Raw genomic sequence first — 23,894 nt, 5'->3', positions numbered from 1 at the left:
AATAATTATTTAGTATTTAAAGCTTGATTGATCCGGAAAATCAGGTCATTATAATGATCTGCCGTAGCGCGGTCGCCGATGTTTTTCTTTGTCTGGAGCAATTGCAGCAGGCGACTCAGTTCACCACGTTTGGCACTTACGGCATCGGATACCCGGTTTACCGCGAAATACATCATATTGCGGGAAGCACGGTCTTCCTGCAGGTGTGGCTGCAGCGAGAAGGTGCAGAAATTATCAATAGTTGTCAGTGGTTTTTCTTCCTGCAGTTTTTTGGTTTCTGCCCGTACCACAGATTTATCGATGCTGATAATCAGCGCATCCACAAAACCTTTCTGGCTGTTGCGCTCATAGATATCCAGTGCCTGACCGCGTATGGTTTTGGCGAAAACGCCCTGGTGCATATCGCTCATCAGGTCTGTTACGGTATAGGCAGTACGGCCATTTGCCGCTTCATTTTCCAGCATGCGGGACAAACGTTCATCGCGCAGCAGGTCATAGTATAAATAGGACTGCAGGCTTTTGGCGTATACCAGAGAACCGTATTCAATATTCCCGATCGGGCTTTCTTTAATAGGATAACTTTTGCGGTATACCTCATTTCTGAAAAGCCATGCTGGTGTATTGAATACTTCATCTACCAGGTATTTCACAGCTTCCTGTTGTTTCTTTTTCTCTACATGCAGATAGGTAGGCTGTTGCTGACCATATACGGTAGGTGTGATGTAGATACCACCCACATTGGCCAGTACGTGATACGCATATTGGTTCCACTGACCGATCGCGCTGTTCAGCATTTTACCGGCTTCGTCATAACTCTCGCCTTCTTCTTTTGTCCAGCTGATGATTTGCGGTACAATGCGTTTCAGGTTGAGCAGGCCATAGCGGCTGGCTTTCACAGCATTGTTACCCAGGTCTTCGATCTGCGAACGCGGATCGATGGCATCCCGCACGTCCTGTTGTTCTCCGAAGGCATACATCGGATCATTTTCGTGTTGCCGTAACTGTTGGTTGAGGGACGGCAGTTCTTCATGCGGCGTTTTGCTGCCGGTGTAGCGGTAAGCCCAGCCGATAGCGAATTTATCGTACACGCCGATAGCCGGTGTGATTTGTTTCACCTGATCTTCCGGTTGTGCTACGTAGTTGAAACGGGCGTAGTCCATGATGGAAGGCGCCGTACCACCCATGCGGGCCGTAAATTCCGGTGAGCGCAGGGAGTCTACTTCAAAAGCGAAGGAGCTACCCATGTTGTGTTGTAATCCGAGTGTATGGCCTACTTCATGGCTGGATACAAAACGGATGGCGTGGCCCATCAGGGAATCGCTGAAATGATTACCCCGTGCCCGCGGATCGATAGCGCCGGTTTGAATACGTACCCAGGAATGCAGGGTGCTCATCACGTTGTGCCACCAGATAATATCTGCTTCCAGGATTTCGCCGGAGCGTGGATCAATGACAGAGGGGCCCATGGCATTCGCTTTCGCGGAAGCCGCGTAGGTAACTACAGAGTAACGTACATCATCCGGATCGAAGTCAGGATCATTGGTCGGTACCTCTTTGGCTACGATAGCATTTTTAAAACCTGCTGCTTCAAAAGCCTTCTGCCAGTCTTCGATCCCTGCTTTAATGTAGGGGCGCCATTTTGCCGGTGTGCTGGCATCGATATAGTATACAATTGGTTTTGCCGGTTCTACCAGCTCCCCTTTAAGATAGCGTTGTTTATCTTCCGGTTTGGGTTCCAGGCGCCAGCGGGTTACCAGCTGTCTTTCTTCCAGTTTGTGCTGGTCATCACTGAAATACCAGCGGGGCGTGGTAAACAGCCCTACCCTTCTGTCGGCAAAACGTGCCGTCATCGGGTTATCGCTGAGTAATACCAGGTTGGTGGTGGTTTCTACGGATACCTGTACACCGGTTACTTTAGCCGTGAGTTCAGATTTCGCGACGATGTTGTCTTCAAATGTTTTGATGGCCAGGATGCGGGACAGGTCCTTGCTGGGAGAGCTGCCCATGCCCAGTGCATCAAACACGTTGTTGATGCTGCTGTTGGAGCCGTCAAATACTTTCGACACGTTGATCACCAACGCGCTGGTATCTGTACTATAGGCTTCTATTTTAAAATAATCTATGACAGAAGGGGTAAAGTTGTCGGCTACAGATTGGGCAATAGCGTTACCTGCCGGCACTTCCAGGAAAGGATTCTGCTTGCGGATAAATACTTTATTGAGCGTGGTATCTCTTTCAAAGGAGATCACAATGTTCTCGTAGTTCATGCCTTTGTTCACACCGGCATCATTGAGCTGCTCAGGTACTTTCGACAGTTTATTCACCACCAGAAGCTGACGGCCCAGGAGTTTCAGGGGAATTTCAAAATAGAAATCCGTTTTTACCCGGTGTACTTTAAACAAACCATTTTTAGAAACGGCATCGGCGGTTATCACCTCTTTATAAGGTTTCAACCCTTTCATGTCCGGTTTCTTCTTAGCAGTGGTGTCTGCTACCACGGCTGTTTTTTTCTTACCGAATAATCCCCAGCTTTTCTTCTTTGATTGTGCCGCTGCATCGTTGATTACAATGCATTGTGCTGATAGGGCTACACATGGGAGTAGCCATAACAGTTTCCTGTAACTAGTTGCCATATTTAATGCGTTATGTTTTATTCCGGGTAACGGCCGGCCGGCCTTACCTGCTAATGTTCAGCTGTTCTCCGGCAGATGAATAGCCGGAAAGAGCGGTCATAACCCGCATCACCAAGACCCAGCAGGGGCCGGGTTACAAAGGATGATAAGTGAATACAGGTGTTGCAAAGAGTTGACGTAAGCTGTTAAGACAGGAAACGTAGTTTAATCCTCCAAAGCATTTTCGTATCGCGTGAACTCCGTTTTTATGGAAACGGGTGGCGAAGTTACAAAAAAACAACGGAGCGACGTCATTTTTTGGTATTTGATCCTGGAATTTCGTATGGGCGGCAGGAGACGATCTGCTGTAAGCCTTTGCCAGATTAACTTTCAGCGATCATTTTTTTCAGGCGACAGCTACTGCTACACGCAAGATGGCAGAAAGACAAGTCAAATCAATACAACAAATCAGCAAAATATCATTAGTCATCCTGCCTTTTCCGGCTGCGGAATAAAATATCTAACCAGCTGTAATGAGTGGTAAAACCAGTACCAATAAAGTAGGATCTATGTGAGCGCTCACTTCTGCCTTCATCTTTTCGGTAGCACGGTGCAACTGGTTCTTGACGGTTTGTACAGAAAGGGAAAGATGGGCGGCAATTTCCGCGGGCGACATGTGCTCTTCGCGGTTGAGCAGAAATATTTCCTGCATACGCGGCGGCAACCCGGCAATAGCGGTATGGATAATCCGTTCCAGCTCTTTCAGGGTGAGCTGCTGGGCCGTATTATTATGTGCAAAAGCAGCCTGCCATTGCGTTTCAAGTATATAGCGGAGCTTTACTTCATTGCGGGCATAGAGGTTGAGTATGCGGTTCCGCAGAATAACCTGCAGGTAAGGCAACAGCGATTCCCTTGGCTGCAGCTGCAAACGCTGATCCCATATGGTCACAAACACCTCCTGTACTACATCACGGGCCTCTTCTGCATCCTGCAACCGTTTCAGGGCCATGCTAAAAAGCGGATCCCAGTACTTATCGTACAGGAACCGGAAGGCCTCTACAGGTTGCGAATGCACTAATGTGACCAGTTCTTTGTCTGTCATATCATGCATACCGCCAGCTATTTTATCGGGAAGCGCACAAGATAAGACAAACAAGTTGGATTTATATCGTATCTCTTTTATTTTATATCAATGGAAGCGGATTTTGCCGGCGACGGGGCTGTTTCTTCCTGTTGCAGGAATTGTAATACTCCTTCCAGTACAGCGTTGTGACGCATGATACGGAAATGCCCGTCGCCTTTAACACGCAGCGACTGGATAGCCGGATATTGCTGCAGATACTGATCTATATCCCCTGCATCCACCAGGGTATCTGTTGTATCATAGGCCAGCCAGATCCTGCCGGCTTTGATGCCGCCAATATACCGTTGCAGGTCCATATCCGCGATGCCTTCTTTCAACCGGCGGTGTATCAGCGCTTCCAGGTGAGGCATCACTACCGGGTGAATGCGGAACAGCCGGAACGCTTCATTGAAAAATACGGGGGCACTAAGTGCAGTACTCAGCAGTACCAGCCGGGGTATCGCCAGATCTTTCCGGGCCAGTGTGAGCGCGGTACTCAGTCCGCCCAGCGAATGCCCAATCACGGCATACAGTGGTCCTACCTGCTGTATCACCTGTTCCAATACGTGCATCCATTGTACCAGGTTACTTTGCCGCCCACCGGACTGGCCATGTGCCGGCGCATCATAACTGATCACTTCATATCCATCAGCTACCAGGGCGTTGATCAGTTGTCCGAAATGAAAAGGACTACCGCCCCAGCCATGATGCAATAGTATTTTTTTGTCTGAACGCCCCCAGCGATAGGTGGCTACCGGCATCGTATCCTCATCGAAAGGATAGCGGCTGACTTCCAGGAACCGCTCTGCGGCACTCTTCCCTACTTCAACATGGTTGGCCCGCAGTTTCACGGCAGGGGGCGTGCAATACAGCCGGAAAAAAAGACGGGCTGTTACATTTGGGAACGGTTTACTCATCAATGATAAAACGGAGCTTATCATTCTCAGAGATACGGGTAAGACCTCGTGTTGCATATTTTGGACCGATTGGTTTATTTTAAAGACAAAAAAAAATTACAACGTATGTTGTTGCACCACTGCTCTTAAAAAATCCAATACCACCAACATTTGTTTATTACTGTTTAATACTTTGGTGACCAGCACAGCTCCTTCCAGCATGGTAAACATTTGCACGGCAAATTTTTTCCCATCCCAGTCCGGATGAAATTCGCCCTTATCTTTTCCTAACTGCACCAGTAATTCAATACGGGACTGATAATAACGGATCAACTCTCCCACTTTCTTTTTCAGTCCGGGGTTGGTATCATCTGCTTCTGCACCGAAATTGATAATCGGACAGCCTCCTCCCAGGGTTTCGCTCATGGGGTAACGGGCATAGTGGTCAAACAATGCTTCAAATTTTTCCCGGGCAGTGGCAGCTCCGGCGGTAACAGACAAAAGATGCTGCTTATTCCTGACAGTGATGTAATCAAATACCTCCATCACCATTTCTTCTTTGGAGGAAAAGTTGCCGTAAAGTCCGCCCTTCGCCAGCTTGGTAGCCGACAGAATATCACTGATGGCGGTACCCGCAATACCTTTAGTATTAAAGATAGGCGCAGCCGTTTCAATGATAAACTGCCTGGTTCTTTCTGCTTTTCCCATAGTACCTTAAAAATAAACCAATCGGTCTTATTTTCAAAATAAAAAATGCCCCACATCCGGCTGAAAGATGCAGGGCAATAATTACAGCTAAAACTAAAAAAGTTTCTCTACTGCCGGCGCATAGGCTGCGCCGATAGGAATTGGTATATTTCTGATGTAGAGGGCATTGCGGTCTGCCCGTTCTATTTTGTTATTTGCAACGATATACGACCGGTGTACCCGGGTGAAAAAAGACGCCGGCAACAAATCCGTAGCCTCCTGCATAGACAGGCGGGAAATCAGTTTCCGGTCGGTCAGGATAAAGTTCACATAGTTGCCTGCGCTCTCCAGATATAGGATATCTTCCAGCACCACCTTAAACTGTTCGTAGCCGCTTTTCACAAAAATGTACTCCGGCACTTCCCTTAATGTGCCGCCACCATTGAGTTTCAGCTGCAATAAACTATTGGCTTTATTGCAGGCTTTCACAAATCGTATCAGCGAAAAAGGTTTCAACAGGTAGTCAATAGCATCCAGTTCAAAACTTTTGACAGCATGTTCTGAATAGGCAGTCGTGAAAATTGTCATAGGAGGTTGCGGAAGGCTGCTCAGGAAATCCAGGCCGGAAATATCCGGCATTTTGATATCGAGAAACAGCAGGTCTACTTTCTCCTTGCTTAAAAAATCCAGCGCCTCAAAAGCGTTGGCAAAGAAACCTTTCATTTCCAGAAAAGGTACCATGGCGGCATGATTTTGAATCACCGCCAGCGCCACTGGCTCATCATCTATCGCTATTGCAGTAAGCTTCATATAGGTAACATTTTCCTTCCGGCAAGATAGGGATTTACATAATTCTACCGAGTAACAGTTTTTTCGCCTGTTGCCATAAATCGCGGTACTGGCTGCCTTCGCGGTTATGCCAGGCTTTCACCAGCTCATCTGCCTGCTCCCGGCGTAAGTCTGCCGTACGGGCAAAAATATGATCTACCGCCGCCTTATCGGCTTCCAGCGCGGCCTGCTGATAATGCTGCAGTAAAGCTTTGCTGTTGGCCGTTTCCATCTGTGCCGTCAGCATCCCCTGCGTAGCAGCACTGGCCAGCTTTTCATCGTACTCTCCTTTGGGCATCAGCATTTTACTCAGCAGCGGCATAATTTCTATGAGGGTAATGATGAACACAATCAACCGGTAACGTTGTTTCAATGGCGGGTGTTCGTCTGTCAAAGTATGCAGGGCTTCTATCTGTGCCAGGAATCCATCTGTGAGGGTACCCATATAGGCCACTTCTTTCAGACTGTCTACCCGGTGCATTTGTGCCAGTTGTACTTCCAGTTGTTGCTGTTGCGGAGCAACGGTCCGTTGCAGTGCTTCCAGCTCTTCTTCCGCTTTCAGCCAGGCCAGCTTTTTCACTTTCGCCACAGCAGATTCGCCTATTCTGCCGGAGCCACCGGTCCCATCTGTTTCTTTGATATAGGTATCTTTATAAAACTTTACCTCCGCTGCTTTGTTGACCAGTCGCTGCTTTCCTTCGCTTACCGACTGCAGCAGGGGATCCCGTTGTCCGGCATTCAGCTTCACCAGCTGTGCACGGAATGCATCCAGGCGCGTTTGCTTATTCAGTTCCAGCTGGGTGTTGATATCTTTCTTAAACAACATCAACACTACCGGCTGAGAAATAAATAAACCGATAGTAACTGCAATGACTAAACGAAAAATAACCGGCACTATTTTCAAACCACCTGTATTCCGCGACATCGCCGCTATCAGGGTACGATCTATGGATAAGACGGCAAATCCAAAGAACAGGGCCAGTGCACCAATGACCAGGTCATCCGACACAATCGTGGAAAAAAAATATCCCCATGCCAGCGTAGCAAACATCCAGGTAACGAATACGGATATACCAATAATCCGGTAGCGCTCTTTCTCTGTCTGGCAGGTGCTGAGAATCGCTGCATCTGCAGCCGCCAGCCACCATAAAAAGCGGGTCATACCATCCGGTTCTGCCGGCGTTGTTGTTTCTTTATTCATCTTACCTTATTTAACATCAATCGTCAGGTGTATAAAAAATTCCGAAGCTGTTTGCCGGATACTTAATTCGTGCTTTTGCGGATACAATAAGTACAGTCTTTCTTTTACGTTATTCAACCCGATGCCCATCCCTTCCCGCTCCGGATCATTCTCCGGCCGTTGGTGCACACTGTTATACACATCAAAAAACACTTGTTCTGCAGTACAACTCAGTGAAATGACAATCCGGGATCTGTGCCGTAAACTGATCCCATGTTTAAAAGCATTCTCCACAAAAGGAATCAGCAACATCGGCGCAATTTCATGATGACACTGGCTTTCATCAATGTTCACTTCTATCTGTATATCCGGAGAAGATAATACCCGCAGGCGCTGCAAACCAATATAATTCTGCAGGTAAGCGACTTCTTTATCCAGTGGTATTTTTTCGAGATGATTATCATGCAACATAAACCGCATCATATCGCCCAGCTTCTGAATGCCTTCACTGGTACGGGCAGCCTCTTCCTGTAACGCCGTACCATACAGGGTATTAAGGGCATTGAATAAAAAATGCGGATTGATCTGTGAGCGTAAAAAATCCAGGTTGGCGGCAGAATGTCCCAACGCTTTTTGCAGATGCACGACAGTGTCTGTTCGCTGCTGATACGTTTTCAGCAACCACCAGCTCAGGGGCAAAACTACTATCACTGATATCAGACAGCCTAATGTAAACAGGGCAAAAAACATTTCTGCATCACTATGCCGGAAAGCCCGGCATATCAATGCCATCAGGAAATTACTGCCCAATACCAATAAGGTAAGGTCTCTCCATAATAACCGCTTCGCCTGATGCTGTTCCAGAAACTCCGGAAATATTTTGTAACGGGAAACAAAAAATACCGCCATCTGCGACGGCCCAAAAAAGAATATAATAAGCGCCAGGCTCCGGGAATCACTGAAAGCCAGACAAAATACCACCACAAAAACACTTGTCACCATTAGTACCTCCCGGCCAATCTGCCGGTATAACGGCACCTGCATAATCCGCGGATGTAAGTAGGAAAGATAGAGATACCGCAGATAATAATACAACACATACAACACGCCTGCAAATACCGTAATAATGAAAGCTGATTTGGCAAAATGCATATGTGCTCCCCGCACGGTACTATACACCCCCAGCAGATAACCATTATAATAGGAATTGGCAATCATCATCCCTATAAACAATATCAGGCCAACCGGCAATAGCAACAACCCTCCTATTGCCCAACGCTGTTTTTCCAGAAAACGGGGTACAATCCAATAATTGACCGCTATAAAACAACCAAAGATCAGTATTACCCGGGCCATCGCCGGCAACAGATAATGCAGGTAATAATCAAATACCTGATGATACTGCGCAAACTTATGACCGTAAATATTCTGCAGCTCAAATACATTGTAGATGATACTGGGGTACAGCAAAGAAAACATCAGCAACAGAAAAACCCCTGTTGTAATGCCGGATTCTATTTTCCTGAATTGGTTCATATGCGGGATATATTTCAGGCAATATTAACCATTGAACAGCTGCAGTGATCTAAAATGGGACGAATGGCCCCTAAAATGGGGTGAAATGAAATAAAACGGGAAGAGCTGCGCCAGGCTGCTATCCCTGCAAAGATGATATAATTAATCAGAGATGTTTATTATTTTCATCTCATCAACCAGCTACACATGAAAAAAACCAACAGAAGAAAATTCATTGGTACCGCCGCTGCCCTTTGTGCCGCCACCGCTGCTGCAGCTGTTCCCCTGCCGGCCATCACCGTTAACCGCACGATGGTACATCATGTGTTTTTCTGGCTCCGCAACCCAACCGCCACCGCAGACCGCGATCAGCTCATCGCCGGCTTACAGACACTGGGCGACATTGATACCGTGAAAGCGCTACACATCGGCATCGTAGCCGATACCGCCCCACGGGATGTGGTAGACAATACCTGGAGTGTATCGGAGCTGATTTTTTTTGATGACGTGGCCGGACAAGCCACCTATCAAACCCACCCGATACACCTGGCGTTCATTGAAAAATACAGCCACCTCTGGAATAAAGTAGTGGTATACGATGCACAGACTATACAAAAACAATTATGACCCCAACCGAATACTGGATGAGCGGCCCCGTGGAGGGCATCCCGGCATTACTGCAGCCCGTGGCCCACGCCTTATTGCAGGCCAATCAGGAAGTCAATGACCTGATGCATAGCTTTCCGGAAGCACTCCTGTGGGAAAGGCCTGCCGGACTGGCTTCTCCCGGCTTTCACCTGCAGCACCTGACCGGTGTACTGGACCGCCTGTTCACCTACGCCCAGGCCCGCCCCCTCACCCCGCAACAACTGGCCGCCCTCGCGGCTGAAGGCCAGCCCACCGGCACCGTCACTTCCCTGCTGGACCGTTTCAACGAACAGGTACGGGAAGCGCTGCTACAATTAGCGGCCACCGATCCGGATACCCTCACCGATTTCAGGGGCGTTGGCAGAAAACAACTTCCCTCCACCGTACTGGGCTTACTATTTCATGCCGCAGAACATACCATGCGACATACCGGACAACTACTCGTCACCGTTAAAGTGTTAACCACCTCCTGATATTTTTAAATACAACTACTAAATCTGACTTGCTTTATGAAGTATGTTTTATTCCTGGTGTTATTAGGCTGTAGTTATATACCGCTGCAGGCCCAGCAAACACAGAAACCACCCTTACATGGTAAAAACTGGATGGCCGTTACCGGCAAACCACTGGCCGCCACCGCCGGCGCCATGATCTTCCAGCAAAAAGGGAATGCCGTAGATGCCGCCTGCGCCATGCTGGCGGCCACCTGCACCATGTGGGATGTACTCAGCTGGGGCGGAGAAACGCAGGCACTGATTTACCATCCCAAACTGAAAAAGGTCATTGCCATCAATGCACTGGGCGTAGCTCCCACGGGCGCCACTCCTGCCTTCTTCAAAAAAAAGGGATATGATTTTCCGCCGGAATACGGCCCCCTGGCGGCAGTAACGCCCGGCACCGCCGGCGGTCTTTGTTATATGCTGGCCGAATACGGCACACTCAGTCTTCAGCAGGTACTGGCACCTGCCATCGAAATGGCAGCTGGCTACCCTATTGAAGCACAGACAGCCAACAGCCTGGAACGCGGCAAAAAATACATCAAAGAGTGGCCTTATAGCAAAGCGGTATTCCTGACACATCCCGGCGAAAAAAGAGAAGCACCGGAAGCCGGTGAAATATTTGTACAAACAGACCTGTTGCATACCCTGCAGAAAATGGTGGAAGCCGAACAAGCAGCACTGCGGCAGCACAAAAGCCGGAAGGAAGCTATCATGGCGGCATACGATCGTTTTTATAAAGGCGACATCGCCAAAGAGTTTGTACGTGGTTGTCAGGAACAAGGCGGCTTAATCACCCTGGAAGACCTGGCCCGCTGGAAACCCGTGGAAGAAGAACCCCTGCACGTTAACTATAAAGGAATAGAAGTATACAAACTACAGGAATGGACACAAGGCCCTGCCCTACTGCAAAGCCTGAACATCCTCGAAAACTTTGACCTGAAAGCAATGGGGTACAACTCTACCCGGTATATACACACGCTTTACCAAACCATGAACCTCGCCTTTGCGGACCGCGACTTCTACTATGGAGATCCTTACTTCAATAAAAACAGGGCCATCAAAGGGTTACTAGATAAAGGCTACGCCAAACAACGCGCCGCACTCATCACCCCCGACCGCAATAATCCGGATCCCGGCCCCGGCGATCCCTATGCCTTCATGGGGAAAAGTAATCCGTACCTGCGTTTCCTCCCGGAACGCAAAACCCTTACCGACACCACCAGCGGTCGCCCGCCCGGTGGATTTGTGCCTAAACACGATGCGGCTTTATTATTGACAGCACCAGACCAGGCGCCGGTATATGCTGCCCATACTGCCGACAGCGCCTATATGGACCGTTTATGGCGCGGTACTACCAGCGTGGAAGCTGCCGATAAAGACGGCTGGATAGTATCCATCACACCCAGCGGCGGCTGGATACCTGCCTGCATCGCCGGCAAAACCGGTATTGGCATGAGCCAGCGGCTGCAAAGCTTTGTACTGGATTCCGCCCTTTCTCCTTTCAACGTAGTAGCACCCGGTAAACGCCCACGCGTAACCCTCACTCCTTCCATGGCACTGAAAGACGGAAAACCCTTCCTCTCCTTCGCCGTGCAGGGAGGCGACACGCAGGACCAGAACCTCCTGCAGTTTTTCCTGAATGTAGTAGAATTCGGCATGACGGTACAACAAGCCACCGAAGCCGCCAATATCAATACCAATCAGCTTTGGCTGTCACTGGGTGGTATGACTATCAAAGACAGGGAACCACATCCCGGCAGTATCTTACTGAACAACAATACGACTGAAAATACAAGAAAAGAATTGGAAAAAATGGGGTACCACCTGAGTTTCGGGGAGCGTACCAGCGGGCCGGTAAATGCTATCTTCCTGGACCATGCACATGGTACGCTCTGGGGTGGCAGCAGTAACCACGGAGAGGATTATGGCATTGGCTGGTAATTCCGGCTCCATATTTCATGCAGCGCTTCGCCTTTGGAGCTGAGGCCCTGATAATCCCAGCTGTTATCCGTTACCTTGCCTTTGAAAGTAAGGGTAGCGCCTACACGGGCATTATCGCGGGAGAAGAAATCAATTTTTTCGGTGTAGGTACCGTTTTCAAAAGAATAGGTACCACCGCCTGTGCCAAAGAACTCACCGGTAGCGGTATTGATAGCTATCCACTGAAACCTGGAACCCGTCAGGATTTTGAGCGTTTTCCTGTCGCCGTTGGCAATGGGATGGAGTTTTCCCTGTTGCTCCCGGGCGGTAATCTGCCAGCAGCCGGCCAGTTCACCGGTACCATTATCTAACCGGGTCCATTCCTGATTGCCGCCATGCAGCGTAGCTGTCAGCAGCCGATCGCCGGACAGCTGCATGGGTGCAGTGGTGGCTTGTCCTACCTGTGTTTTTTCGGCGGAGTTAAAAGTAATTTCCACTGCAGCCTGTCCGTCGCCGGCTGCCTTCCAGGTGCCGCCATAGGTAGCAATGAATTCATTTTGACGGAATTCCGTGATGGAAAAATAAGCTGGTGTAATCAGTAAAATACCGGTGACCTCCCCGGAAGTGGCTTTCCAGGCGCCCAGCGGTGACTGCTGTGCTTTCAGTCCGCCGAGAAAAGTGAATAACAACGTGCAATACAGGAATAACGTTTTCATGGCAATTGGTTTAGCTCCAAAAGTTAGCATAATAGCCACAATAATAAAAGCGACCAGCCACGAAACGGGAGATTTAAAACAAGCTTCATATGGATAGGGGTATCCGGTAACCACCGCTTACCATGCAGGGTTACGATACCGGATATACGAAAAATGCGTGCAGGGAAACAGCGGATGCTGCCTTGCCTATGCCTGTTCCAGTACCCGCCGGAGTACTTCCAGGTTGGCGATATAATCGGTGGCATACGTCCACCCTTGTTGCAGGCCACTCCAGACAAGCTGTCTTTCTACAGCAATGCGGATAATCCTTTTGTTGGCAGCATCGATATTGCCTTCATCCACCAGCTGCCCGAAACCGGTGGCAATGATACTTACATCGAGGGTGTAAATATATTGCTGGTCATCAAAATCATCGTCAGCGATCTGTTCCGCGATCAGCTGCGGCGACAGCAGGTTTTCATTATAATCGGCAAACGTCATCTCCCCTACGGATTCAATCACCCATTGCAGACATTCCAGGGTGGGGCAATCCGGGTGGGTCATACGCCACTCCCGGTACTCTACCAACGCAGTATATCCCTCATCCGATCCGAAAGGAGCCAGGTCGTCAATACTGCTCCAGAAGAAGGTTTCAGGGATTAGTGCCACTGCTTTTTCATGTGCCTTGTTTTTATCTATTCCGTTAAATCCGTTGCTCATATAGGGTTATTAGGGGGTTTGGTTATTTTGACAAATATATACTTCTATCTCAATTAACAAAATTCCCCTGCTATAGAGCAGGGGAAATCAATTATGGGAATGTGGGGTTTTCAGGATAGTAACTTACTTTTTAGAGTAAAGTTTATAGAACTTAACACCGTTGACGAAATCGCCATCACCGGCATAGTAATAAATAGTGCCTTGTTTGTCCATACCTGCCATCTTCATGCCTTCATGAAACAGTACATACTTTGCCTTACCGGTCTCCTTGTTCTGTCCTTCCACAGCAGGACCCGCCATACCTCTTTCTGTACCGGCATAACAATAGAGTGTTTGTTCCTGCAGATTGGCTGCTACCCAGGAGGAATTGACCGACATTAATATCGTGTTATCCGCTAACAGCAGCATATTATTGCTCATGAAATTATATACGCCAAACGGCATTTCTTTTTCCAGGCTGCGGGTATCCGCCGCTGTATCATAGGACATGATGCGATAGGTAGCGACCTGTGTACCGGAACTGGACAACAGTTCCTTTCTTTTCAGGTCCAGCAGGCCGGCACTATAGATCCAGTCTACCTTATCACAGATCAATAAACTATTACCCTCAGCAGAGGGATAAAAGCCCGCTGTATAAGGAGCCGGATAACCAGGTATGCCGGCTATAGGACCAAATTGTGGCGATACCAGTGAGGTCACCTGTCCGGCTTCACTCAAGCTGCAAATATTGCCAATAACATTGTCTACGCCCGCGTCAAACTGCTTATTCACAACATAAATCGTATACCAATCTACAAATACGGAATTCCGTGCTTTGTAAATATTTACAAAAAACACATGTCCGTCAGGCGTAGTTTTCAGATGACCTGCCACCAACTTCAAGGTGGCAGCATCTCCCTGGAAAGCGGTGATCGTTTCTGTTATATCTCCGGTCTTTTGCACCAATGTCCGGTTAATGGTTTTTACCGCGCCGGAAGCCATATCCATTTTGCAAAGCCGGAGGATATGGTGGGTACTGGCGTCTGGTACAGCTTCAATAACAGCCACGGAGAAGTAGAGGGTTTGTTCATCGAAACTCATCGCACTGGAAGCAACATGTTCGATTTCGAATGTCTGGTTATCTTCTGTAAACTTCCGGCCATTTTTTATAACAGCTGTCACCTTTCCATCTGCCAGCCGGTAAATCCCTTCTAAATTATCAAAGTAAACATGTCCGTTGCCGGTGACACTTGGATTATTCACCATCGAATTGGTAAATCGCTGGTAATGGCTCATGTCTTCCGCCATCCAACCGGTCAGCTTATCCACCCATAAGGTGGTATCGGTACGGTTCAGCCCTGCCGATATCTGGCGGACTCCTATTACCGGCGCTTCAATAGTAATACCGTTGGCCGTAATGGAAATGGGTCTGTTGCTGCCAATACCCATTTCCTTTGTTATCAGGAAACGAACCATTTGCAGATTCCGGCCTATTTTCTCATTGGGGTCCCAGCTGGCGCTTATCTCCCAGGGAATAGTAGCGGTATCCAGGGGTACTATATTTACATTGCCAACCCGTATCCGGGAACCAGGACGCTCCAGGAAAAAGTTTCCCAGCAACGTCATGGTATCTCCTACGAGTAACCCGGTGGGATAATCATATTGCTTAATAGTGCCCTGCCATTTAAATCCGATACTTCTATCTACCACCCATGGCCGTTCCACCACCTCATTGATATGATCATCTACTTTTTTACAGGCTGTAAAGCACAACAGTGCCACAGTGATGATACTGCACAGTGACAGCCATTTATTATTGATACGAAAAAGAGAATACATCGTTCTTGTGTTTAAATACGATCAATACAATTCACTAATAGTTTTTACAGGCAGCCACCTTTAATGTAGCACCCACCTCTACTGTCTTGCCGGTAATCGGATCGGTATAACTATGCGCATTCGCATAACCGCGTAACATGATGGAGTAGGAATGCCCCACCTGTGTGATGACGTTGGTACCGATAATGGCATTCACGGTATCGCCCGGATGATAAAAACGGATACGCAGTGTATCCTTCTCCTTTACAGCGAAAGACTGAAAATCCTGTATATCGCCATATTTCGTGTCTTTCGCAAAAGCTGCCGGTACTTCTCCATTCACGGTAAAAAAAACCGGATCGCCATCCGGACAAAAATTCATCATCCGCAACCGCACTTTGTTATCGGCCCATTGCAGGTGATCTTGCACCGTCCAGGTAGATACAACACCATCTTTATCCGCATAGAACACCGTCACCGGCTGACCAGGTGTAGTCATTACCTCACTGCTTACCAATGACCGGTGGCTGGTATCCGTCAGCAATAACGTATGTTTACCCGGCTTTACGCGCATATACAGTTGCCACGGAACCGGCTGCCGGCTATTATATACCGACAGCTGCGGAAACTGAAAAGGGTTTTGGTCAGAGAAACACGGATACTTTGACGTCGCATCACTAAACCAGGTATAGCTGGTGTCCTGGCTATCCATCAATACGAAAACTTTTGGACCAGTCAGCTCCCGTGTTTCCATCCACAGTTTATCTGAGGCATTATAAAAGCTGATCTGTGCATCTTCCGGTGCTGCCGGTGTAACTTCTTTCTGGCATGCCATGAATACTACCGCTGCCATCATACCTATCAGCCAACTGTTGTTTATGTTTTTCATCAGAACATTTTTATAGTTAAACACCGGGATTAAAATGCATAAGAAAGGGAGAGAATAAAGTATCTGCCCGGATTATAACTGCTGAAAATATTATCGCCGGTATATACCAGTTTCCCCGCTGTATTCTCTACCTGCACCTCCTTATCATACCGTTGGTTACGTGCATAATCTTCTACCAGACGTACCGGCTGCGCCAGCAGGTTCTGTATACTAAACTTGGCCTGTAATGATTTTACGATACGCTGGGTAACAGACAGATCGAGCAAATGCCGGGGTGTTTCGAGCAGGTCAGGACGTACACGTTTCGCATAATCCGGAAACCTCTCCGCGATGACCACACCTTTGGCATAAATACGAGGTCCGCTAACATTATAGACCAACCCTATTTTAGTACCCCAGCCGGCGTTTTCATAAAACAGGCCGCCATTGAGTACATAGGGAGACTGCCCCTGTAACGGTGCGCCAGACACAGTAGTGGTATCCCAAAAGCCTTCGTTCTGCGTTCTTTCCACCGTTGTACTTTTAATCAATGCACCATTCAGCATAACGGAGAGATTGCGAAACAAGGAACCTGGTATAAACGACAGGCTTTTCTTAATTTCCATTTCCACGCCATAGATATTGGCTGAAATAGCATTGCCAAAACTGATCTCCGTAGAATAAAATCCGGCGTAATCTGAGTTATTGATATCCTTACGGAATTTTTCAATCGGGTCTTTCAGGTGTTTATAAAAGGCGCCTATATTAAATACCTCATTCTGAGCCCTGTTGTTGGGATAGAATTCAAAACGGAGATCATAGTTATCAATCGTGGCGGTTACTGTTTTGGGATTACCTTGAATATATTCACTGGACTGATAATCGTAGTCGTTATAAGGGGTGATTTCCCTGAATTCCGGACGGTTCAGCGTACGGCCATACCCACCACGGATCACAAACAGCGAGTCTGGCCGATAGGTGGCATTAAAAGAGGGCAGTACCATGGTTTTTCGTTTATCTACCGGTACAGAAGCAATGATACCATTGTATTCAATAGCACCGGATAAATGCTGCCGGTCATATTCTACCCGTACACCTGCATTCAGCGTCAGTTTATTGCGCAGTACTTTGGCGTCGCCCATCAGGTAAAACGCATTATTCTGTTCACTCGCCGTATAGGCGTCTACGGGATTGGTTAAATCATATATCTGCAGTCCGGATTTATCTTCCCGGAAGTTAGCCGGGTTCCACAACGTAGGCAGATCCTGCTGCCGGTAAAAAATAATGTTGTTGTCGTTGTGGCCCCAACCGGTATGCCATCCCTGTTCAAAGTCGCTATTAGGCTGAACGATACTTTCGCCGGAAGGAAGGCCGCCCCGGTTGATCCAGAATACACGCCGGCCTACCTGTCTTACTTTATACATTTGAAAGGTTCCCGCTTTCAGGGTAAACTGCGGGTGCAGCTGCCAGCTATAATCGATGGACGCATTATATACCTTTTCCTGGTTACGGATAAATAACCGCGCCATTTTACCCCCAAACTGGGTATTAACGGAGAAATAACCATAAGCCGGATCTTCGAGGTAGAGGCCCCGGCTCGCAAAATGCATCACCCGCATATCCGGTATATCCTGCCTGTCGAACGTATAACTCAGGTTCCAGTTGACTTCATGTGTCTTACGCTGTCCCAGCAAATGCCGGCCGGTGAAGTTACCTGCATACAGCATACGCTGTTGAAAGGATAATATAATATCGCGGCCCAATCCATATTGCTGCATATTTTCCATGCCGGTATTCCGGCGGGAATCATTGATAGAAGTCAGGCTGCGGCCTTCATTCACAAAAAAGTTATTGAAGGAAACCTGATGGTTATCATTCAGCTTCAGGGTAAGGTTCTCCAAAACATTCACTTTTCCGATTTCTGTCGTCTGCCGGCTGTTTGTGATGCTGTTTCTATCTGCAAAACTCTGTCCGCCATCATCCGTTGATGGGCCACCAAATGCCCCTGTATTTCCCAACTGGCGATATACATCGTAAAACCTGGTTTCTTTCGTATAGGTAACAGAAGTCAGGTTATACAATTGCTTACGGCCTATCCGATAGGCATCGTAATAGTTGACAAAAAACTGCAGGTCGGGAGAACTCTTCCGGGTACCATAAGCCAACTCCGGGGAAAATCCTTTCACCATTTCTTCCTGGCTGACACTGGTTTGTGTTTTACCGGAGTTGAAATAACCGGGCGAAAATGCCGGCAGTTTGCGGGTACCGTCATCAAACCCCAGGAAATCATATTTCCCCCCTGTATAACTATTGATAGTTTCCAGTGTAGAGCCAGGACGATGCGCTATCTGCACACCTACGTCCAGGTGTCTTACCGGCATCGCATTTTTAGTGAAAATTTTAATCCCGGCGCCGGCATAATCTGCCGACAAATCTGCTACCGGAGATTTGTACACCAGTATACGATCAATGATGCTGCTGGGCAGCAGGTCGTAGGCAAAAGCCTTACTATACAATTCCGTTGCCGGTGCAATACTCCCATTCAGATAAGTCAGGTTGTAACGTTCATTCATACCCCGCACCACAATAAAGCGATCATCCATTACCGTTACACCGGAAATGCGCTTTACTACTTCTGCCGCATTCCTGTCTGCCGTTTTACCAATCATCTCATTGGAAATACCAGATACCACACCGGTGGCGCCACGGATTTCCTGCAGCAACTGCCGTTCTGTATTATGCGTCACCGCTCTTACCTTACGTGGGCCCGCATCCACCACTACTTCTTTCAGTGAGCCGCCTGCCTGTAATTTTACATCATAACTTCTCTCTTTATTGTCATCTACAGCAATACGACTCATTACATCCCGCTTATACCCGATGTAACTGATGACCATATCATAATTACCGGCAGGTACGTTCTCCAGCCGATAAAATCCTCTTTCATCCGTTACCACACCGTAAGCGGTGCCTGATAACTGAACCGTAGCACCCACCAATGGCTGGGTGGTTTCAAAATCCACCACCCGGCCTTTCAGTGTGCCTTTAGCGCCCGGCCTGCGATAGGCCGGATTGGGCCGCAGATAAATCATGTTGCCCTTGATCAGATAGCTCAGCGGACTGCCCTGAAACAGCTGTTCCAGGACCTGTGTAATGGTAACATTGTTTAAGGAAAGTGTAATTCTTTTACCATAGTCGCGTGCATTACTTTCTGTATAAGAGAAAGCATAACCGGATAATTTTTCCAGTCCGGCGCTCACCTCCTGTAAGGTGGCATTTTGAAAATTTACCTGTAGTTTTCTGTTACTATCCTGTGCCTGTAAACTGAGACCTGTAAATAGACAAGCCAGCAGTAACATAATGTGATACCTGCACCTGACCACCACATGACTGGCGATGATTCGCTTTTTTTTCATACTTTTAGTGACTGTTTGATGGTTATTATAAAGGCCATATGGATTCCCGTCCCCTGGCCATTAATGACAGCTTCAGTGATCCGTTCCGCGTAAGCCCGGAACGGATTTTTTTTATCTTACAGTACGGATTGTCACCGTATTTCCTTCCTGTTTACATTGCACGGCCGCTGTTAGTGACAGTATATCCAGCGCTTCCGGCAGTGATACATTTTTCAGGGTGGTGGTAATTAAAACATGCGCTAATGCCGGCTGTGCAAAACGGATACTCACCCCATAATATCTTTCCAGCTCGGTCGCTACTTCTCCCAATGACTGTTTACGGAATAACAATACGCCTTCCCGCCAGCTACCTATCTGTGCTTCATTATCTACCAGCGTTGTTTTATGGCTACCTGTCTGCACATGGTAACGCAACTGCTGCAGCCGCGTAAGACTACCTACTTCCCCTTTGGTATCTGATACATTCACCACACCTTCCGCCACCGCAATACATATTTCCGGCTGATCTTTCAATGAACGGATATTAAAAGCCGTACCCACATCTACCGTAGTAACCTGACCGGTGGTTACGCTAAAAGGCTTAGTGGTATCATGTTTCACCATAAAATAAGCTTCCCCTTCCAGGAACAGCTGCCGGTGGCTATTACCATAACCGGCCGGGTAACGGAGGCTACTACCACCGCTCAGGTATACCACGGAACTATCCGGCAGCAATATGCGGGACCTTTTTCCCGGTGGATTTTTCAGCCAGGTCCATTGTCCGGCCACCTTTCCTGTTTTCAACTGGCCATTGTACCAGCGATACCCCGAATAACCCGACAACAGCAATACGGCTGCTACCGCGGCCACCCGCCGCCAGCCAGACCATAACCGGCGTACCACCGTTGTCTCGTTTGTTTTGACCAAAAACTGCTGGTAACGTTGTTGCAGTGCAGGCGTTACCGTTATAGGTGCTGCCGGCAGTTCCAGCCATTGCTTTTCCAGGAATACAGCCATACTATCCCGGTAGGCAGGATCTGTCAGATACACCTGTATCTGTTTTAACTGCTCCTGGGTATAGCTGCCTTCCAGGTATTGTTGCAATAGTGCCTGGTCTGCTTCTTTTTGCTGTAACATGCCGGTAGTAATTGAATACAACCATGCATACGCAAACAGGGGCTGCATCCCCTAAGCGGTAACAATTTGTTAATACAGGATGGCTTAAAGAATAACGCTGGAGAGATAGCGCATCATAGCGGCGCGTAAGTGTTTGAGGGCGCTGGACACCTGGTTTTCCACAGTTTTGGGTGATATATCCAGCTGCGTGGCAATCTGTTTATAGCTCAGGTTTTCCTGGCGATGAAGGAGAAAAATCCGGCGGCGTTGCTCCGGTAAAGTGGTGAGGCTTTGCTGATATACCTGTTCCAGTTCTTTATATAAAAGGGGATCATAACCCGGATCGGCCGGTGCGGTACTGGCTTCTTCCAGCGACAATAAAGTCTCGATTTTTTTCCGCCATTCGCTGATCAGCAGGTTACGTGCTATGGTAAACAAATAATTTTCAAAAGTATCCGCCCCACGGATGGTGTCACGTTTCTGCCATACTTTGTATAACACATCCATCACCATTTCTTCGGCCCATACATGGTTTTTGATGAAACGGATCAGGTATTTATACAAACGGGGATGGTAATGATAAAAGATGGCTTCGTATTGCGTGTTATCACCTTGCAGCCAGCAAGCGATGTTGTGCTGAATGTCCTGTTGCGGCACGAAAGGGTTCGGTTTAAGCTTCTAAATTAGCATGATTTAAGTAAAAGTACCATCCCGTTATGTTACTAATATATGAATTTGTTTCAGCGGTCAGCAGGGATGAAAAGAGGTAGCTCCAAGCGGATATGCGCTTATCAGAAAATGTCTGAGACACTTATTACGATCCCCTAACGGGAGACGTCCTGCAATCAGGAGGAAAGTCATAGTCATCATGTATGCATACAAAACCCATACAATGCAAATACGATTGTATGGGTTTAAGGTGTATACGAGGAAATAGTCTGGCCCTCTATGCCGTTTACCAGCCCTTGTTATTTGATCCGGATGCAATATTGTATATTGAATGCCGGTGAAATGTTTCGCCGAATTTTTCTTCATAGACGTCATATCCGATGAAACCAATGATTTCTGCTTCTACATCCGGTGTTGCTTTAGCCGGACTTTCATCAATCATCTTATAATAGGCTTGCCCCATTCCTATGATAAAACAGCGGCAATAAAGAAAGCCTTCCTCTGAACCATCGGTATATTCATGAATTTCGTCCCGGTCGAGATGATAGAGTTTTTCTTCCATAAGATGGATAAAACGGGTGAGTGCTGTTTTGTCCAGAGCGAGCAATCGCTGTTTGATGCCCAGCGCTATTTCCTGGTACAGGTGATCGCTGATCATCAGCATCAGGGTAGCATCATTCGTCGCTAATACCGTAGCCCGGAAACTAGCTAATGCCGGCGTATCGAGCCAGGCACTTTCAATGATCTGCCAGAATATTGTTTCATCCATAGGTGTTTGCATAAGATCAGGTATTGGGTAAAAAACAGTTGTAGTGCTGAATACCCTGGCAAGTTCTACCCTCGCAACGCATTGTAATTACGTAGTGCCATTACGGTTAAAAACCCACAGACTGCCGTGTAAGTGCAGGCAAGATGCCGCTACTTCATTTTGGCGTTTAGTTTTAATTACCGTAGGTTTACAACTACATTTGGTTTCGCCCTGCGCGGATTAAAAGGGAATCCGGTGTAATACCGGAGCTATCCCCGTAGCTGTGATCCTGCATTTACCCCCAAGGGATAAATTGTTTTTTCTGATGATACTACATACCACTGTCTGCCTGCCCCGGCAAGACGGGAAGGTCCGGAAAAAGCAGGAAAGCCAGAAGACCTGCCTCGTGTAACTAATCATTCAGCATTTTCGGGTGAAATGCGCTGGGTGTACGCCTTACAGCTAGCTGTGCGTTACTATTTTTTTTTCGTTTATCCATTGACGTGATACGTCAGGTCTAACCGGCGTTTGCATCATTTTTTCGGGCTAGTAGTCTGGGAATAAATAATTGCGTATGCACTAAACCCAAACAACCAAATATGAAAAAACAGTTATTCTCCATTTTAGCTGCAGGTCTCATCCTGTTTGCAGCATCCTGTAAAAAAGAGGACGCCCTATCATCTCTGGATAGCCAACGCGGGAATGCCGTTGCCAAAACCAATGTCACCAACGCCCTCGTTACCGGCAAATATGCCAATGGTTTCTTCATTGCCAACGAAGGCTGGTTCGGACATGGTACCGGCGATCTGCATTTCTACTCTTACAGTGGCGACAGCCTGGTATATGATGTATACCACCAGGCCAATCCAACCGGTACATTAGGAGGTGCTGCCAACACCCTGCAGTATGCCACTATCTTCAACGGTAAACTGTACATCGTCGTAAAAGCAGGTGGCCCGCTGGTCGTAACCGACGCCGGTACCCTGGTAGAAACCGGCCGTATCACTACCCTCCCTGGCAACGACGGGCATGCCTTCATTGGTGTAGATGCTTCCCGCGGATTGCTGAGTGCCAGCGATGGTGTTTATCCGGTATCACTGCCTTCCCTGGCAGTAGGTACGAAAGTAGCAGGTGTTTCCGGCTACACCGGCGACCTGTTAAAAATCGGCAGCCGTATTTTTGTACTGTCTGAATCAGATGGTATCGTCGCACTCAACAGCACCACCTATGCCGTTGTAAAAAAATTCGGTGCCGCCAACCTGGCTTTCGCAGCAGGTAAAGATGGCGCCGTATATGCTACCAACACCGATTCCATCATCCGCATCGACCCTGTTAGTCTGGCACGCACTGCTGTTAAACTGCCGTTCGCAGTGCCTTCTCCGTGGGGCGCCTGGCGTCATGCTGCCATTACTTCCTCTACCCAGGAAAATGCCATCTACATCGTACGTAACAATGGTTTTGCAGGTGGCACCCAATTATACCGTTATATTCCAGGTACTCCGGCTTCCTTGTCTACCCCATTCATTACCCTGCCTACCGGCCAGTATTTCTATGGTGCAGGAGCTGCTTACAACAAAGCTAAAAATGAGCTGGTGATCACCACGCTCAATGGCGCCTACACCGGTAATATCAACCGGGTACTGATTTACGATGCTACCACCGCTACGCTGAAGAAAACCCTCACCTACAATGGTTGGTTCTTCCCGGCGATGCCCGTATTTCATGAATAGTAAATACGAACAGTGAATAACTATACGCAGACTTTTCTGCCTGCAACAAAAAGAGACGCCTCGTACTGAGTGCGTCTCTTTTTTATTGCAATATTTTTAGCGAAGATGATTATTGTTTAACCAATCTGGTTGCAACAGCTACTAATATCAGACAGGTAATGACCATAATCATCTCCGGCCATACAGGGTACTTTAATCACATTCCGGCAAAGTGTATGGACAATGGTATTCCCGGTATTTACCGGCT

Annotated in this window: 19 protein-coding genes and 1 riboswitch; of the genes, 4 read left to right on the top strand and 15 right to left on the bottom strand. The window is 47.8% G+C overall.

Translation table 11 applies throughout. The features are described 5' to 3' along the window. Positions 1 to 5 precede the first annotated feature (5 nt). The 7 genes from OL444_RS10110 to OL444_RS10080 all read right to left on the bottom strand — a co-directional run bounded on the left by OL444_RS10110 (position 6) and on the right by OL444_RS10080 (position 8,862). Positions 6 to 2,633 (bottom strand): zinc-dependent metalloprotease, encoded by a 2,628-nt coding sequence (locus tag OL444_RS10110; RefSeq protein WP_264733333.1) that lies wholly within the window; start codon positions 2,631 to 2,633, stop codon positions 6 to 8. A 499-nt stretch (positions 2,634 to 3,132) separates the two neighbouring features. Then, the gene (locus tag OL444_RS10105; RefSeq protein ID WP_264733334.1) at positions 3,133 to 3,723 is read right to left on the bottom strand and encodes an RNA polymerase sigma factor; all 591 of its coding nucleotides are present in this window, start codon (positions 3,721 to 3,723) and stop codon (positions 3,133 to 3,135) included. Positions 3,724 to 3,791: 68 nt separating this feature from the next. Then, on the bottom strand, positions 3,792 to 4,652 hold the full coding sequence (locus tag OL444_RS10100) for an alpha/beta hydrolase (RefSeq protein ID WP_264733335.1): 861 nt from the start codon (positions 4,650 to 4,652) through the stop codon (positions 3,792 to 3,794). A 96-nt stretch (positions 4,653 to 4,748) separates the two neighbouring features. After that, a complete protein-coding gene (locus tag OL444_RS10095; protein ID WP_264733336.1) occupies positions 4,749 to 5,339 on the bottom strand; it encodes a TetR/AcrR family transcriptional regulator in 591 nt (196 codons plus the stop codon). 93 nt (positions 5,340 to 5,432) lie between these two features. Next, on the bottom strand, positions 5,433 to 6,128 hold the full coding sequence (locus OL444_RS10090; RefSeq protein ID WP_264733337.1) for a LytR/AlgR family response regulator transcription factor: 696 nt from the start codon (positions 6,126 to 6,128) through the stop codon (positions 5,433 to 5,435). 34 nt (positions 6,129 to 6,162) lie between these two features. After that, on the bottom strand, positions 6,163 to 7,347 hold the full coding sequence (locus tag OL444_RS10085) for a DUF4407 domain-containing protein (RefSeq protein ID WP_264733338.1): 1,185 nt from the start codon (positions 7,345 to 7,347) through the stop codon (positions 6,163 to 6,165). A gap of 6 nt (positions 7,348 to 7,353) precedes the next feature. Continuing rightward, entirely contained in the window at positions 7,354 to 8,862 is a 1,509-nt protein-coding gene (locus tag OL444_RS10080; RefSeq protein ID WP_264733339.1) for a sensor histidine kinase, read from the bottom strand. A gap of 186 nt (positions 8,863 to 9,048) precedes the next feature. Here OL444_RS10080 and OL444_RS10075 point away from each other — a divergent pair, with 186 nt between their 5' ends. The 3 genes from OL444_RS10075 to OL444_RS10065 are packed head-to-tail and all read left to right on the top strand — an operon-like array spanning position 9,049 to position 11,930. Then, positions 9,049 to 9,468 (top strand): Dabb family protein, encoded by a 420-nt coding sequence (locus OL444_RS10075; RefSeq protein WP_264733340.1) that lies wholly within the window; start codon positions 9,049 to 9,051, stop codon positions 9,466 to 9,468. After that, positions 9,465 to 9,962, top strand: a complete 498-nt coding sequence (locus OL444_RS10070) for a DinB family protein (RefSeq protein ID WP_264733341.1) — start codon at positions 9,465 to 9,467, stop codon at positions 9,960 to 9,962. The genes OL444_RS10075 and OL444_RS10070 overlap by 4 nt, the downstream gene beginning before the upstream one ends. Positions 9,963 to 9,998: 36 nt before the next feature. Further along, positions 9,999 to 11,930, top strand: a complete 1,932-nt coding sequence (locus OL444_RS10065; RefSeq protein WP_264733342.1) for a gamma-glutamyltransferase family protein — start codon at positions 9,999 to 10,001, stop codon at positions 11,928 to 11,930. Here OL444_RS10065 and OL444_RS10060 read toward each other — a convergent pair. From OL444_RS10060 to OL444_RS10025, 8 genes are all read right to left on the bottom strand, one after another. Then, positions 11,912 to 12,625: a DUF4488 domain-containing protein gene (locus OL444_RS10060; protein ID WP_264733343.1), complete on the bottom strand. Its 714-nt coding sequence runs from the start codon at positions 12,623 to 12,625 to the stop codon at positions 11,912 to 11,914. The genes OL444_RS10065 and OL444_RS10060 overlap by 19 nt on opposite strands. Positions 12,626 to 12,811: 186 nt before the next feature. Further along, a complete protein-coding gene (locus tag OL444_RS10055) occupies positions 12,812 to 13,324 on the bottom strand; it encodes a hypothetical protein (RefSeq protein WP_264733344.1) in 513 nt (170 codons plus the stop codon). 123 nt (positions 13,325 to 13,447) lie between these two features. Next, the gene (locus OL444_RS10050; protein ID WP_264733345.1) at positions 13,448 to 15,142 is read right to left on the bottom strand and encodes a hypothetical protein; all 1,695 of its coding nucleotides are present in this window, start codon (positions 15,140 to 15,142) and stop codon (positions 13,448 to 13,450) included. Between the two features lie 34 nt (positions 15,143 to 15,176). Continuing rightward, positions 15,177 to 16,010 carry a DUF4397 domain-containing protein gene (locus OL444_RS10045; RefSeq protein ID WP_264733346.1) on the bottom strand — a complete coding sequence of 278 codons (834 nt, stop codon included), beginning with the start codon at positions 16,008 to 16,010 and terminating at the stop codon, positions 15,177 to 15,179. 29 nt (positions 16,011 to 16,039) lie between these two features. Beyond that, positions 16,040 to 19,405, bottom strand: coding sequence for a TonB-dependent receptor (locus OL444_RS10040; RefSeq protein ID WP_264733347.1), 3,366 nt, complete (start codon positions 19,403 to 19,405; stop codon positions 16,040 to 16,042). A 111-nt stretch (positions 19,406 to 19,516) separates the two neighbouring features. Continuing rightward, positions 19,517 to 20,521: a FecR family protein gene (locus OL444_RS10035; RefSeq protein ID WP_264733348.1), complete on the bottom strand. Its 1,005-nt coding sequence runs from the start codon at positions 20,519 to 20,521 to the stop codon at positions 19,517 to 19,519. An 84-nt stretch (positions 20,522 to 20,605) separates the two neighbouring features. Further along, entirely contained in the window at positions 20,606 to 21,157 is a 552-nt protein-coding gene (locus OL444_RS10030; RefSeq protein WP_264733349.1) for an RNA polymerase sigma-70 factor, read from the bottom strand. A gap of 298 nt (positions 21,158 to 21,455) precedes the next feature. Continuing rightward, positions 21,456 to 21,950 carry a DUF4240 domain-containing protein gene (locus OL444_RS10025; RefSeq protein ID WP_264733350.1) on the bottom strand — a complete coding sequence of 165 codons (495 nt, stop codon included), beginning with the start codon at positions 21,948 to 21,950 and terminating at the stop codon, positions 21,456 to 21,458. A 171-nt stretch (positions 21,951 to 22,121) separates the two neighbouring features. Next, a riboswitch (cobalamin riboswitch) is annotated at positions 22,122 to 22,338 on the top strand. Between the two features lie 178 nt (positions 22,339 to 22,516). Here OL444_RS10025 and OL444_RS10020 point away from each other — a divergent pair. Further along, positions 22,517 to 23,647 carry a DUF5074 domain-containing protein gene (locus OL444_RS10020; RefSeq protein ID WP_264733351.1) on the top strand — a complete coding sequence of 377 codons (1,131 nt, stop codon included), beginning with the start codon at positions 22,517 to 22,519 and terminating at the stop codon, positions 23,645 to 23,647. Positions 23,648 to 23,894 lie beyond the last annotated feature (247 nt).

This window comes from Chitinophaga nivalis (genome assembly GCF_025989125.1).
In the GTDB taxonomy this organism is placed as follows: Bacteria; Bacteroidota; Bacteroidia; order Chitinophagales; family Chitinophagaceae; genus Chitinophaga; species Chitinophaga nivalis.
Note: the sequence above shows the minus strand (reverse complement) of the source record. Positions and strands in the feature narration are given on the sequence as shown.

Bases quoted from the DNA above. Each gene is read 5' to 3' on its own strand.
- OL444_RS10075 (WP_264733340.1), top strand. From the start codon at position 9,049: ATGAAAAAAACCAACAGAAGAAAATTCATTGGTACCGCCGCTGCCCTT.
- OL444_RS10095 (WP_264733336.1), bottom strand. From the start codon at position 5,339: ATGGGAAAAGCAGAAAGAACCAGGCAGTTTATCATTGAAACGGCTGCG.
- OL444_RS10025 (WP_264733350.1), bottom strand. From the start codon at position 21,950: ATGCAAACACCTATGGATGAAACAATATTCTGGCAGATCATTGAAAGT.
- OL444_RS10040 (WP_264733347.1), bottom strand. From the start codon at position 19,405: ATGAAAAAAAAGCGAATCATCGCCAGTCATGTGGTGGTCAGGTGCAGG.
- OL444_RS10080 (WP_264733339.1), bottom strand. From the start codon at position 8,862: ATGAACCAATTCAGGAAAATAGAATCCGGCATTACAACAGGGGTTTTT.
- OL444_RS10110 (WP_264733333.1), bottom strand. From the start codon at position 2,633: ATGGCAACTAGTTACAGGAAACTGTTATGGCTACTCCCATGTGTAGCC.
- OL444_RS10090 (WP_264733337.1), bottom strand. From the start codon at position 6,128: ATGAAGCTTACTGCAATAGCGATAGATGATGAGCCAGTGGCGCTGGCG.
- OL444_RS10065 (WP_264733342.1), top strand. From the start codon at position 9,999: ATGAAGTATGTTTTATTCCTGGTGTTATTAGGCTGTAGTTATATACCG.
- OL444_RS10055 (WP_264733344.1), bottom strand. From the start codon at position 13,324: ATGAGCAACGGATTTAACGGAATAGATAAAAACAAGGCACATGAAAAA.
- OL444_RS10050 (WP_264733345.1), bottom strand. From the start codon at position 15,142: ATGTATTCTCTTTTTCGTATCAATAATAAATGGCTGTCACTGTGCAGT.
- OL444_RS10085 (WP_264733338.1), bottom strand. From the start codon at position 7,347: ATGAATAAAGAAACAACAACGCCGGCAGAACCGGATGGTATGACCCGC.
- OL444_RS10070 (WP_264733341.1), top strand. From the start codon at position 9,465: ATGACCCCAACCGAATACTGGATGAGCGGCCCCGTGGAGGGCATCCCG.
- OL444_RS10020 (WP_264733351.1), top strand. From the start codon at position 22,517: ATGAAAAAACAGTTATTCTCCATTTTAGCTGCAGGTCTCATCCTGTTT.
- OL444_RS10105 (WP_264733334.1), bottom strand. From the start codon at position 3,723: ATGCATGATATGACAGACAAAGAACTGGTCACATTAGTGCATTCGCAA.
- OL444_RS10060 (WP_264733343.1), bottom strand. From the start codon at position 12,625: ATGAAAACGTTATTCCTGTATTGCACGTTGTTATTCACTTTTCTCGGC.
- OL444_RS10045 (WP_264733346.1), bottom strand. From the start codon at position 16,010: ATGAAAAACATAAACAACAGTTGGCTGATAGGTATGATGGCAGCGGTA.
- OL444_RS10035 (WP_264733348.1), bottom strand. From the start codon at position 20,521: ATGTTACAGCAAAAAGAAGCAGACCAGGCACTATTGCAACAATACCTG.
- OL444_RS10100 (WP_264733335.1), bottom strand. From the start codon at position 4,652: ATGAGTAAACCGTTCCCAAATGTAACAGCCCGTCTTTTTTTCCGGCTG.